At 40.2% G+C, this 14,041-nt stretch carries 9 protein-coding genes; all 9 read left to right on the top strand.

Features of this window, described 5'->3' with window-relative positions:
- The first annotated feature begins 104 nt into the window (after positions 1-104).
- On the top strand, positions 105-3,152 hold the full coding sequence (locus PGP85_RS02460; RefSeq protein WP_270325883.1) for a collagen binding domain-containing protein: 3,048 nt from the start codon (positions 105-107) through the stop codon (positions 3,150-3,152).
- A gap of 10 nt (positions 3,153-3,162) precedes the next feature.
- Positions 3,163-3,954, top strand: a complete 792-nt coding sequence (locus tag PGP85_RS02455; RefSeq protein ID WP_270325882.1) for an LPXTG cell wall anchor domain-containing protein — start codon at positions 3,163-3,165, stop codon at positions 3,952-3,954.
- 302 nt (positions 3,955-4,256) lie between these two features.
- Positions 4,257-5,027: a Cof-type HAD-IIB family hydrolase gene (locus PGP85_RS02450; RefSeq protein WP_270325880.1), complete on the top strand. Its 771-nt coding sequence runs from the start codon at positions 4,257-4,259 to the stop codon at positions 5,025-5,027.
- A 118-nt stretch (positions 5,028-5,145) separates the two neighbouring features.
- Positions 5,146-6,390 carry an MFS transporter gene (locus tag PGP85_RS02445; protein ID WP_270325878.1) on the top strand — a complete coding sequence of 415 codons (1,245 nt, stop codon included), beginning with the start codon at positions 5,146-5,148 and terminating at the stop codon, positions 6,388-6,390.
- Between the two features lie 106 nt (positions 6,391-6,496).
- A complete protein-coding gene (locus PGP85_RS02440) occupies positions 6,497-6,901 on the top strand; it encodes a pyridoxamine 5'-phosphate oxidase family protein (RefSeq protein ID WP_270325876.1) in 405 nt (134 codons plus the stop codon).
- 224 nt (positions 6,902-7,125) lie between these two features.
- The gene (kdpA, locus tag PGP85_RS02435; protein WP_270325874.1) at positions 7,126-8,802 is read left to right on the top strand and encodes a potassium-transporting ATPase subunit KdpA; all 1,677 of its coding nucleotides are present in this window, start codon (positions 7,126-7,128) and stop codon (positions 8,800-8,802) included.
- Positions 8,803-8,817: 15 nt separating this feature from the next.
- Positions 8,818-10,848 (top strand): potassium-transporting ATPase subunit KdpB, encoded by a 2,031-nt coding sequence (gene kdpB, locus PGP85_RS02430; RefSeq protein WP_270325873.1) that lies wholly within the window; start codon positions 8,818-8,820, stop codon positions 10,846-10,848.
- Between the two features lie 16 nt (positions 10,849-10,864).
- Positions 10,865-11,389 carry a potassium-transporting ATPase subunit C gene (locus PGP85_RS02425; RefSeq protein WP_270325871.1) on the top strand — a complete coding sequence of 175 codons (525 nt, stop codon included), beginning with the start codon at positions 10,865-10,867 and terminating at the stop codon, positions 11,387-11,389.
- A gap of 78 nt (positions 11,390-11,467) precedes the next feature.
- Entirely contained in the window at positions 11,468-14,038 is a 2,571-nt protein-coding gene (locus tag PGP85_RS02420; protein WP_270325869.1) for a sensor histidine kinase, read from the top strand.
- Positions 14,039-14,041 lie beyond the last annotated feature (3 nt).

The following is a 14,041-nucleotide window of genomic DNA, read 5'->3' as shown; positions in this document are numbered from 1 at the left end:
AAAATGAAACTTGGACAGTGCACTTTTTGAAAATTACATGAAAAGAAAATCTGGTATAACTTAAAATGATCGTTTTTTTGAAAATGGATATGAGAGGTGCACACATGTTAGAGAAAAAATTTTTGGAAAAGATTATTTATAGCCTGATGACTTTAGTGATCTTACTAAATTCTTTGGCCCCTTTGATGGCGTTGGCGGAAACAGTCCCAGAGCCAGCTGTGAAATTAGAAGAGATTACGAAAGGGCAAACAGAAAATCAAGTTGATGTAAAAATTGAAACAGCTGCTGGAGAAGGCACAGCAGCGCTCAATATCTCTGAAGCAATTGTTGAAGAAGCCATTTTTGAACAAGATGGACAGTCAACAAAATTAGAAGTTAAAAATCGTCAGATTCTCACGGTTCCGTTAACGAAAAGTGGTGAGGGAGTCATTCATCTAACTTTAGCGGATACAACTAAGGTACCGTCAGTTGATGTAACCTACGAACAACAACAACTTTCCTATACTTTTGAAATTAGTGAACCAGATTCGACAGAACAAACAGAAACCCCGCAAAGCGAAACGGAGCAAACATCTGCGAGTGAAGAAGCAAGTACGGAGAGTTCGACTGAGTCAGAAAAAAATAGTGAAGCAGTGAATGCAACAGAAGAGTCTAAGACGAGTGAAACTCAGAAGGAATCAACTGATAAAAAAGCCGTGCAACGTGCAGAAGGACCAACTGATATTCGCGAGTATTTCCCCAACGGTACAGGCACGATCATTACGGGGTCGAATATTGTCTATCTGGACGATAACGGCAATGTTGCCGAACCACCGGTAACGGCTGATACGAATGTACGAATCTCTTATACCTGGAGTATTCCGGAAGATGTTCGCCAGCAGATTGAGCCGGGAGATTATTTTGATTTCAAATTGCCAGAGGAATTAAAACCTAAACAACCGTTAAGCGGAGAACTGAAAAATGAAGCCGGAGAAGTATATGCGAAATATACGATTGACGAAGAAGGAAATATTCGCTTTGAATTCACCGAAGAGGTTAAAAACCAAAGTGATATCGAAGGATATTTTTTCTTTGACACGGAATTTCGTAAAGACCATATAGAAGGTCCTGGCGACATTACGATTCATTATCCGGTGGAAGATGATTTACCGCCAGTCAATGTGGAGATTCGACCAGACACAGAGCAATCGATTGATAAAAAGGGTCATTTTGACCGCACGCCAAATCCGAGCAGTGTTGAATGGACGGTTGATTTTAACCAATCGATGAATCATCTAGAAGATCCGACGATTACTGAAAAATGGCCATCTGGAATTGACTACAAATCAGTCAAGGTTACAGAATTGGTGATGAACTTGGACGGTACAGTAAAAGAGGTCGGTCGTGAATTGGACCCTAGTGAGTATACCGTCGATAAGAATGGTAATGTGACCATTCTTGGAGAAACCAATAAAGCTTATCGTTTAGTTTATCAAACGGATATCAATGATTCTGCTAAACCAGAAGAAGGTGGCAAGATCAGCTTCACCAATACCGCTACATTAACAGATAAAAACGACGAAGACGGTCTGGATGCTAAGGCCACTGTCACCAATAATTTTGGAAAACCGGTTGAAAAAAATATGGAAGGATACGATCCAACCAATCAAGAATTCAGCTGGGCAATCAAATACAATTACAATGAAAAGAAAATCGCTAAAGATCAAGCGGTTATTACAGATACGATCAGTAAAAATATGGATTTAGTTGATGGTTTGATCAAACTTTATCCGATTACTTTTGACGAAAAAGGTAAGGAAGTAAAAGGGACTCCTTTAGAAGAAGGCAAAGATTATGTTTTAGAACCCAATCCGGATGGCGAAGGGTTTGTGATCAGATTTTTACACGATGTTGACGAAGCCGTTCGAGTTGAATACAAAACAAAAGTAAACGGTATCGTTACAGACCCTACTCAAGTAAGTAACAACGTGACAACTGGAACAGGACAAACTGATGGTGATAAAGGAACCGCTCAGCAGCAAAATGTGATTAAGGATATTACGGATATTGACTATGCCGATAAAAAAGTTGGCTGGAAAATTAACGTCAATAAAAATAATTATTACATGGAAAATTTGGTCCTGACAGATACCTATTCACCGACCCCGGGTTTATCTATGGCTGTGAAAGATGATTTAAAACCTGATTTTGAAATTCGTGATGTCACTAAGAATAAGGTCTTGGTGCCTGGTGAAGATTATGACTTAGTCTTAGTTAATGATGAATCAGGCAATTTTGAGACAGGATTCAAGGTTACGTTCAAAAACCAATACAATCCAACTGAATCAGAATTAGAAATTAATTACCGTACGAATTTCGATGTGAGCCTACTGGATCCTACAAATCCCAACCTAGATCGCTTCAAAAACAACATGCGGGCAGATTGGGAAGACAAAAGTGGAGGGAAGCACACCTCAGATGATGACAAAGACTTTAAGCCAGATGATCCATTCCAATTAAATGCACATAAAAGCGGGAAGTATAATGCACAAACGAAGCATATTACATGGACTGTGGCCGTCAACCATAGCCGCAATATTTTAAAAAATGCGCAATTAATTGATAAAATCAAGGAAAATCAAGATTATGTGAACGGCTCCGTGAAGGTCTATGAAGCGGACGTTAAAAATGACGGAACGGTCGTCAAAAAACAACCGGAAAAAGTTGTGAATGATGAGATGAAAAAGGTGATTGAACCGAGTTCATCCAATGATCAGACACTTCAAATTGATTTTCCGGACAATGTTGCCAATACTTATTTGATTGAATTTGAAACATCAGTGGAAGGAAAAATCATTGAAGGCTCTAACCAATATACCAATGTCGCTCAATATGAAAATAACGGCGATGAACGTGATGTGATTGGTGAAGTCGGGATAAAAAATGGCGGGAAATACGTCCAAAAATCAGGTGCACAAGACAGCAATGATCCTGATTATGTCAATTGGCAAGCAGTTATTAATCCTTCTCAATCAACACTAGAGCATGTAGTGATCAAGGATGAACCCTCTGAAAATCAAGTCATCGATCAAGAGTCAATTAAGTTGTATGAAACAACTGTTGCTGAAGATGGAACGGTTGCGCCAAACTATGATAAACCGTTAAGTAGGTAAACCTGATAAAGTGAACTTAGGAGACTTCCTAAACTATAAAGGTTCTGTGACTGTTACTAAGAAAAATGAAGACGGCAAAGCCTTGAAGGGTGCCGAATTCGAAATTCAGGATAAAAAAGGCAATGTTCAAACAGTTTTTAATTCAGCAGGAAAAGAAACTGACAAGCTTGTCTCAGACAAAGATGGAAAGATCGTTGCGACCGGATTAATTCCTGGCAGCTATCAATTAATTGAAACCAAAGCGCCGAATAACTATTTGTTGAATAAAAAGGTCGTGGACTTTACAGTTTCAGCGAAGGCTTCGGGAAAACCCGAGACAATCACGCTAGCTGATTTTATCAATTATCAAGGTTCGGTAAAATTACAAAAAGTTTCGCAAGCTGATAAAGCATTGGCCGATGCGGTCTTCACTTTATATCATGCAGATGGTAAGCAAGTCGGAGAGTACACTTCTGATAAAGCTGGTCAGATTGTGGTGGGTGAGCTTTCGCCAGGCGAGTATTACTTTACAGAAACCAAGGCTCCAACAGGCTATACGATCAATAAAGAAAAACGTAAATTTACTATCGACTCTTCAAAAGAAAATAAACCCGCTATCGTTGATGCCGGAAAAGTCGTGAATCAAGAGATTCCAAAAACACCGACATCATCGAATCATTCAAGTGATTCAAAAACTGCTTCGGAAACACAAACAGGAAGTTACCCGAAAACCAATGATACGCGTAATTCGTGGTTAATAGTAGTTGGAATCGCCGCAATTGTTATTGCTGGAACGATCTACTTTAGAAGAAAAAATAAATAATCAGCCAAGATCCAAGCAATGATTCTGTTGCTTGGATCTTTTTTGCGATTGCCACCTATAAATAAAACATGGTATGATTGATTTCGAACTGGAAAACTGGAGCTAGGGTTCCGCTCAAACGAGGACTGCGACCGAGGGCTTCATCTTTTACCATATGTAAAAGGCACCTATTGATAAAAAAGATCCGAGGGGAAAGGTTCAGTGTATTTGTGATGCACTGGCTTTTCCCTTTTTTTGTGTACTCAGAAAGTTGTCAGTGCATTTTAAATAAATTCAACTCAAATTTTGGAAGGAAGGTTTTTATGAAGAAATTGGCTTTTTTTGATTTGGATGGGACGTTGTGTTCAGGTGGGAGTTTGCAAGTGGAGGAAGAAACGATTGCGGCCTTTAGAGAGTTAAAAGAAAATGAAGTCCTGCCGATTATCGCGACTGGACGCAGTTTTTATGAAGTGGAAGAGTTATTGGCATTATTAGAAGCGGAGCATTTTGTTCTATCCAATGGCTGCTATGTTCAGTTTGCGGGTAAAACCATTTTGGATGCAAAGTTTTCTAATAACGAAATCGAGACAATTTTAAACATTGCGGACAAGAATAAACTTTCGGCAGGTTTCTTCAATCAGCAAGGTTTCGCGGTAACAAATCTTTCAAAAGTAGTGAAGGAACATGTGACCTATATGGGAATTCATGATGTGCCGATTGTGGCGGACTTTTATCAAACGAATCCGGTTAGTTTTATGAATCTGTATCTTAATACTGAGTTAGAAGAGAGGATAAGTGGTGAACTGGCGGCTGTAGCAGACACTGTTCGTTTTGCTCCATTGGCCATTGATGTCTTGCCTAAAAATGTTTCGAAGGGGACAGCGATTCAAAAGCTTTTGAAATCGATGGCTGGTTCCAAAGTTGAAACGTATGCCTTTGGTGATCAGAACAATGACCTGAGCATGTTTCAGTTGGTCGATCATGGTATCGCGATGCGGCATGGAACAGAACAATTAAAGTCGTGCGCAAGTTATGTGGCAAAAACAAATAATGGTGTGGTGGAAGGACTCAAACATTATGGATTGATTTCTTAGTAAAAAATGGGGTAAAGCTATGCTAAAGTGTTAGAGAATAATGAGACTTAAGGCTGATGCTCTAAAATTAAGAATTCGTTAAGATAAACGTATCAATTAAAAGAGAGTAGGAAAGAGTGTGAAAGGGAATCGAAAAAATATTATCTATTTGATGTTGGGCCAATTTATTTCAGTGTTTGGCGGGGCTATATTACGATTTGCATTGTCTTTGTTTGTTTTGGATGTGACAGGCAGAGCAGATATATTTGCGACTGTTTTAGCAATTTCTAGTATTCCAGTATTATTTGCGCCCATTGGCGGAGCAATCGCCGATCGTTTTGATCGGAAAATTTTAATGGTTTTGATGGATGTAGCCAATGCAATTATTGCGGTATTACTGTTTTTAGTAGTGGGGACTTCTGAATCAGTATTTGGAATCGGCGTTTTGATTTTCGTTTTAGCAATTGTTGGCAGCTTTGATACACCTGTAGTCGGAGCCAGTATTCCTTTGTTGGTGGAAGAAGATCAACTGGAAAAGATCAATGGGATATCCAATGGGATCTTGCAATTATCAAATGTTGTTGCTCCGATCATAGGCGGAATCTTCTATGGACTAATGGGTGCAAAAATGCTGGTGGCCAGCAGTATCGTCTTTTTTGTAGTTGCAGCGATCATCGAAAGCTTCTTGAAGATTCCGTTTGTAAAACGCGAAAAGACACCAGGAACAGTTATGCAGATTTTAACGGCTGACTTGAAAGATGGGTTTAAAGAGGTAAAAAACAACCAAGTTATCTTTAAATCAATTGTCATTGCGGCGGCGATCAACTTTGTAATGACTTCTTTCTTTATTGTTGGATTACCGGTAATTCTTCGGATGATACTGCACGTGAATGACACGATGTACGGGATAGGAATGGGGGTCTTCAGCTTATCCAGTATCGTGGGAGCCGTTTTGGCCGGACCATTAACCAAGAATTTGAAATTCAGTAATTTTTATCGCGTGTTCACCTACTCAGGGATTCTATTGCTGATTATGAACATTTTATTAAGTACAACCAGCGCAGGTGTAGGGTTTATGGTAATAATCGTCATGGAGATCATCATTGGAATGATGTTAAGTGCAATCTCTATCTATTTGATCTCGCTCGTTCAGCGAATTACGCCGAAAGAAAACCTTGGTAAAGTCATGGCAACGATTATTGCGGTCGCTCAATGTGCGGTGCCGTTAGGTCAATTATTGATGGGCCTTTTGTTCAGAAATACTACGACTACCGTTTTCATGCCATTGCTTTTCATTAGTCTTTTAGTTCTCATCATTTCTGGCGTCTGCTTCATGATGTTTAAAGAAACCAAAGAAAGCGACGTTCACACAGTCAAGGATTAAACAGGAAGCATGTCAGTCATTACGGCTGGCGTGCTTTTTTTGATAATATCCATGATTGTAATATCGTCTATAGTTTGAAATACTGGACAAAAGGACAGGTGATAATATGCGTTTTGAAAAGGAATTGATTGAGTTAGTGGAAAAACAGGAGCTATGTTTTCTAAGCTCAGTCACAGATGATGGGTATCCAATGATTCGTGCGATGCTGAGACCGATAAAAATTGACGGAAATTATTTGTATCTTCATACGAATACCGCTTCAAATAAGGTTCGGCAGTTCTTAGATAATCCCAAAGCTTGCTTATATTTTTATGATGCCGCAACTTTTACAGGAATTACCTTGATTGGAGAGATGCAGGTATTATCGCAGGAAAGTGAGAAGATTGCGTTTTGGAAAGAGGACTATCGTATTTATTACGAGAAGGGTGGCGGATTATCGGATTTTACAGTGCTTGAGTTTACTTTCGCTCATGGAGAGTTTTATCAAAATTTCCAAGTGACTCCTTTTTGAACCATCAAATTAAAAGACCATATAAAGATAGTGTAAAGAAATGATCGCAAGATTCACACTATCTTTAGGTCTTTTTTTTTATGCTTATAGAGTAAAGGATACCGGATCGTTTTTTGATATCCGGTTTGAAAAAAGGAGAGAAATGAAATGACGATTATTTTGGGAATTATCGGGATCTTAGTAATGATCTATCTTTTCTGGTTTTTATTTAAGGGGGAAGAATTATGAGCAGTGTTATCTATCAAGGATTATTTTTCTTGTTTATTTTATTAGTATTGGCGCTGCCATTAGGCTGGTATATCAAAGAAATTATGCAGGGAAATACTCCAAGGGGCGTACGTTTTTTGCAACCGCTGGAAAAATTTTTCTATAAAGTAATTGGCCCAATCAGCAAGAAAGAAATGTCGGCTAAACGATATGCCTTAAATGTCATCTTACTGAGCATCTCTTCTATGGTGTTGTTGATTATTATTTTAATGACACAACATTGGCTGCCAGGAGGTGCTGCGGTAAAAAATTTATCGCTGCCTCTCGCCTTGAACACGGCGGTTAGCTTTGTAACGAATACTAACTGGCAAGCCTATGCCGGTGAGACAACGTTATCGAATGTCTCACAAATGTTTGGCTTAACTGTGCAAAATTTTGTTTCAGCAGGTGTAGGACTTTCTGTTTTAGTCGCTTTACTCCGCGGATTGTCGCAAGTGAAGAAGAAAGCCCTTGGTAATTTCTGGCAGGATTTAACTCGCGGCTTGGTTTATATTTTATTGCCGCTGGCATTTGTTTTTGCCATTCTATTGGTTTCGCAAGGAACAGTCCAATCCTTCAATTCAGGGGTTGCTTACCAAGGTCTGGAAGGAAAGAATCTTTGGCTTTATTTAGGACCGGTAGCTAGTCAAGTGGCGATCAAACAGCTTGGAACAAATGGTGGCGGCTTTTTCGGAGCAAATTCGGCTTATCCATTTGAAAATCCTACGTTGTTCTCGAACTTTTTAGAAAACATCGCGATTCTATTGATTCCGGCTGCATTGATTTTTGCCTTTGGTTTTTGGGTCAAAGATTGGAAGCAAGGCCCGACGATCATGATTGTTTCACTATTCTTCCTATTATTAGCTTTTATCGGAGTGGCTTTTAGCGAATACTATGGACCAGAATTTGCACATGTCTTAGGTTCAACCAATCTGGAAGGGAAAGAAATTCGTTTTGGTGTCGGCTGGTCAAGCTTATGGTCAGTTGGAACGACCGCGGCTTCTAATGGTTCAGTGAATGCAATGCTGGATAGTTTCACCCCACTTGGAGGAGCAATTCCAATGTTCTTGATGCAGCTGGGAGAAATCATCTTTGGCGGAGTGGGCAGCGGCCTATACGGAATGTTGGCATTCCTACTACTAGCCGTCTTTATTGCTGGGCTTTTGGTTGGTCGAACACCAGAATATTTAGGCAAAAAAATCGAGGCCTTTGATATTAAGATGGCCAGTCTTGTGATCCTAACGCCATTGATGTTGACTCTTTTTGGTGCAATGGCACTGGTCTTGCATCCAGATGTGTTTAGTTGGCTGACTAATCGCGGACCCCATGCGTTCAGTGAATTATTATATGGCGCGACCTCGTTAGCGAATAATAACGGAAGTGCCTTTGGCGGTTTATTAGCAAACACGCCTTTCTTGAATGTTCTCGGCAGTTTAATGATGGCTGTTTCAAGATATTTACCGATTATTGCCATTCTGTTCTTAGCAGAAAATATGGGTGGTAAAAAGAAAGCGGCTTTAAATTCAGGAACATTATCTACCGTCAGTCCAACCTTTGTTTCTATGCTGCTTATTGTCATTTTGGTAATTGGAGCCTTAAGTTTCTTGCCAGTATTGGCGCTTGGCCCAGTGGCTGAGTTCTTTACGATGAAATAGATGGAGTGATTAAAGATGAAGAAAATCTATCAATGGGCCGTGGGACAATCTTTTAAAAAACTAGACCCGCGCCAACAAATCAAAAATCCTGTGATGTTCGTTGTTTATTTAGGAGCAATCATCACAACGATATTATGTTTTTACCCCATGCGTGTACCTGTCTGGTTCAGTATTTCGATAACCGTTTTTCTATGGTTGACTCTGCTTTTTGCGAATTTCGCTGAAGCTGTTGCAGAAGGTCGTGGAAAAGCACAGGCAGATAGTTTGAAGCAAGCGAAAAAAGAAGTCATGACCTATAAAATTGAACGTTTAGAGGATATTAAGGAAGAAAATTTCACAGAAATTCGTTCTTCTGATTTAAAACGCGACGATTTGGTTTATGTCCAATCTGGAGAACAGATTCCTGCGGATGGCGATGTGATTGAAGGCGCGGCTTCGGTTGATGAAAGTGCGATCACTGGTGAATCTGCTCCAGTTATTCGGGAATCCGGTGGAGACCGCAGCGCAGTCACTGGCGGAACGACGGTAGTATCAGATTATTTAGTGATTCGCGTGACCTCAGAAAATGGACAATCTTTCTTAGATAAAATGATCGCTATGGTAGAAGGAACGCAGCGGAAAAAGACGCCGAATGAGATCGGATTACAAATTTTCTTGATCACTTTGACCATCATCTTCTTAACTGTATCAATTACCTTAGTGCCATTTACCGATTTCAGCAGTCAGTTATCAGGCAAAGGCGAAACGTTATCAATGATTATCGTGATTGCTCTATTGATTTGTTTAGCACCGACAACGATTGGCGCTTTGATTTCTTCTATTGGGATCGCTGGTATGAGCCGTTTGACGAAAGAAAACGTGATCGCGATGAGTGGTCGGGCCATCGAGGCGGCAGGAGATGTAGATGTTCTTTTACTCGACAAAACAGGAACCATTACGTTGGGAAACCGCCGGGCAAGCGAATTTTTACCAGTCAATGGTGTCAGTGAGGAACAGCTTGCAGATGCGGCACAACTTTCTTCGTTAGCAGATGAAACAGCAGAAGGACGTAGTATCGTGATTTTGGCGAAAGAACGTTTTAATTTGCGGGAAAGAGAATTCCAGCAAGCAGAAGTGAAATTTATTGATTTTAGTGCGAAGACTCGAATGAGCGGAATTGATTATCGCGGAGATGAGATTCGAAAAGGTGCTGCCGATACGATGAAAAATTATGTCCAATCTAAAGGTGAAACTTACCCGCCAGAATGTGATGAGATTGTAGCTAAGATAGCGCGGGCAGGTGGCACCCCTTTAGTAGTTGTAAAGAATAACCGTGTGATGGGCGTTGTTTATTTGAAGGATATCGTAAAAAATGGCGTAAAGGAAAAATTCGCTGACATGCGAAAGATGGGGATCAAGACCATCATGATCACCGGGGATAATCCATTGACCGCCGCAGCAATTGCAGCAGAAGCGGGCGTGGATGATTTTCTAGCCGAAGCAACACCAGAAAATAAAATGAATCTAATCCGCGATTATCAAGAAAAAGGACATTTGGTCGCAATGACCGGGGATGGTACAAATGATGCACCCGCTTTGGCCCAAGCAGATGTAGCGATGGCGATGAATACTGGAACACAAGCAGCAAAAGAAGCGGGAAATATGATCGATTTGGATTCCAGTCCAACCAAACTTTTACAGGTCGTGCAAATCGGCAAACAACTATTAATGACACGCGGCGCTTTAACAACTTTCAGTATCGCTAACGATATCGCTAAATATTTTGCGGTGATTCCAGTACTGTTCTACAGTATTTATCCGCAATTGGATCGGTTGAATATTATGGGATTGGGCAGTCCACTGACGGCGATCTTATCGGCGGTCATTTATAATGCGGTGGTCATCGTTGCGTTAATTCCACTAGCACTAAAGGGTGTGAAGTATCAAGAAAAGCCAGCCAGTCAGATTTTGCGACACAATTTGCTGATCTATGGACTTGGTGGGATCATAGCACCGTTTATTTTTATCAAGGTCATTGACGTAATACTTTCAATAATCATTTTATAAAGAAGGAGTAAGAACGATGAAAAAAAGTATTCTAGGCAGTCTGCGATTTTTATTACTAAGCTTGGTCGTCTTTGGCGGACTTTATACGATTACCGTTACCGGTATTGGCCAATTGTTTTTTTCGAATCAAGCAAATGGTAGTCAAGTGACGGTGAACAATCAAGTTGTCGGTTCAAAACTCATTGGACAGAACTTTGAACAGGACAAATATTTCTCAGGCCGCAGCGAAAAGGTTAGTCAGCTATCACCTGTTTCGACGGAACAAAAACGGCTAGTTGAAAAGCGTACGGCAGCTGAATTAGCAAAGAATTCAACCGAAAGTAAAGTTCCAAATGATTTAGTGACAGCTTCAGCCAGTGGTGTAGACCCTGATATCAGTTTATCGGCCGCAAAATTTCAAGCTGCTCGAATCGCAAAGGAACGCGGGATTAAGCAAAGTAAAATTCACAATATAATAGAAGAAAACGTTCAAAAGGATTGGTTTTCCAATCGGCAATATGTCAATGTTTTGCAGTTAAACATTGCATTAGATAAACTATAAGTAGACTATTCAGCAATTCACTAATCTAATAGGATTGGTGAATTGTTGTGCATACAAAAAGTGAAGGGAGGGATACTGGTGCAACAAGAAAAGGAAACATCATTAGGAGATGGTCGTAGAGGGCGGTTACGAGTGTTCTTTGGTTTTGCTGCTGGTGTTGGGAAAACATATGGAATGTTGGCTGAGGCCCATGAGTTGTTATTAATGGAAAAAAATGTGGTTGTAGGTTACATTGAACCGCATGATCGCCCCGATACAAATCGTTTGTTGGAGGGGTTGCCTCAAATTCCTCCAAAGAAAATTTCGTATAAGCAAATAATTCTGACCGAACCGGATATCGATCGTATTATTCAACAAAAACCTGAAATCGTATTGATTGATGAACTGGCACACACAAATGCTAAAGACTCTCGCAACCGCAAGCGATATCAGGATGTCGATGAATTATTGAATGCTGGAATTGATGTATTTACCACGGTCAATGTTCAGCATATCGAAAGCTTAAACGATATCGTAGAAGAAGTTACGGGGATCGAAGTTAAGGAGACAGTACCCGATACTTTTTTACAACAGGCAACGATCAAAGTGATCGACGTTGAACCGGATGAGTTGATCGAGCGCTTAGAGCAGGGGAAAATCTACGCAAACGAGAACGCGAAACGCGCGCTGCAGAATTTCTTCATTCCACACAAACTAGATCAACTGCGAGGATTGGCGATTCAACGAGCTTCGGATCATATTAATCGAATTAGCGGGAAAACGATTGGGATTCAAAGCAAGCTGCTGACTGTCGTGAATGATGCTTTTCCCAAAATGACTGAAAAATGTATTCGCTGGACTGCACGTTTAGCGCAAGGCTTGGGTGCGGAATGGACAGTGATTCAAGTCCGTACACAAGAAAACACTTCAACGAATATTCCTTTAGCAGAAAAGCTGGGAGCGGAAGTAGTAAGTATCGAGGAAGATGATAGTTTTGAAACAATTGTCGAATTTGCTAAAATGACCGGTGTTACTGATATAATTATGGGGAAAAACCTGCGTCAGCCTTGGTATGAAAAAATTTTTGTTGAAGCCTTTGATGATCGTTTATTGAAACGTTTGAATGATACTGAACTCCATTTGATCCCGTTCAAGGAAGAAAAACAATCGCTATTTTTTAGAACACGTAAAGTGATCGAAGGCGGCGGAAAAGATTTAGCAATTGCCGTTGGCGGTGTTTTCTTAGCGACGATTGTGACGGAATTGATGCAATACATTCATGTAGGCGATCAAAACCTAATGCTGGTGTATATCTTTTTTATTCTATTAGTAGCCCGTACCACATCAGGCTATTTTTGGAGCGCACTTGCGTCTATTTTGAGCGTCTTATCCTTCAACTGGTTTTTTGTCGAGCCCTTATATTCTCTAACAGTTTATAAACAAGGCTATCCGATTACGCTGCTGATTATGCTGGTCGTCGCTTTGATGATCAGCAATTTGATGGTTCGCTTGAAAAAGCAGGCCGATAATTCAATGGAAAAAGAACATCAAATGGAAATTCTATATGAGTTGAATAAGCAATATGTTCTAGCCGAGAGTCGCAAACAAATACTCGATATTTCCGCCACCTATCTATCCAGATTGCTGGAACGGGAAGTAATTATTTTTGATCGTCAGGCCAAGGTAGAAAGCGTCTACTGTGTCACTGGACATCAATCAATTTTAAATACAAAAGAAGAGGCAGCCGTAGCCTTTTGGACCGCAAAGAATCAAAAGGAAGCGGGAAATGGCACGGATACGTTGATTGGTGCAAAAGGATTTTATCTGCCAATCGTGGCGAGCGGAAAAACACTTGCAGTCTTAGGAATCGAAAGAAATGCCAGTCTTGATCTGGAAAATGGTCAATTGAATTATTTGAAATTGGTTTTAACTCAAATCGCGGTTATTCTGGAGCAGACAGAATTGAAAAACGAAAAAGAGCAGGTCGAGTTAGAAAACGAGCGAGAGAAAGTCCGCAGCAATTTATTACGAGCAGTTTCCCATGATCTTAGAACACCGTTGACAGTTATTTCAGGAATTGCGGAAACATTAGGCATCGGTAGTGATTTGAAAGAGGAAACACGACAGAAGCTCCTAACAGATATTCAAGAAGAATCGCAATGGCTGATTCGCATGGTAGAGAATCTATTATCGATCACGAGAATCAACATGGATACAATGAAAGTCGATAAAACCGCCGAACCTGTTGAAGAAATCATTGAAGCAGTCTATAAACATTTAAAAAAGGTTTATCCGGAAGGAAAAATCAAGATTGAGCTGCCAGAGGATGTAATTTTTATTCAAGCGGACCCGATCTTGATTGAGCAAGCGCTATTCAATTTAGTAGAAAATGCTTTTCGTCATGGTGAAAAAGAACAGCCAGTCAAATTAACGGTTCGTCTGCAACAGGAGCAGACTGTTTTTGAGATTGAAAATTATGGCGAGATTCCATTGAAGCAATTCCAAAAGATTCAAACAAATTTATCCAGTACGAACGAAGTGCCGGTGGATTCGAAAAATGGGTTGGGAATCGGATTGAGTATTGTAAAAACGATTATCCATGCACACAATGGAAAAATGGAAATGACGGTTGGCAATGGCAAAACGATGGTAAGAATTTATTTGAAGTGAGGG

Source organism: Enterococcus malodoratus (genome assembly GCF_027659535.1).
Taxonomy (GTDB): domain Bacteria; phylum Bacillota; class Bacilli; order Lactobacillales; family Enterococcaceae; genus Enterococcus_A; species Enterococcus_A malodoratus.
The sequence above is the reverse complement of the archived record's forward strand: the minus strand, read 5'-3'. Positions and strand labels throughout refer to the sequence as shown.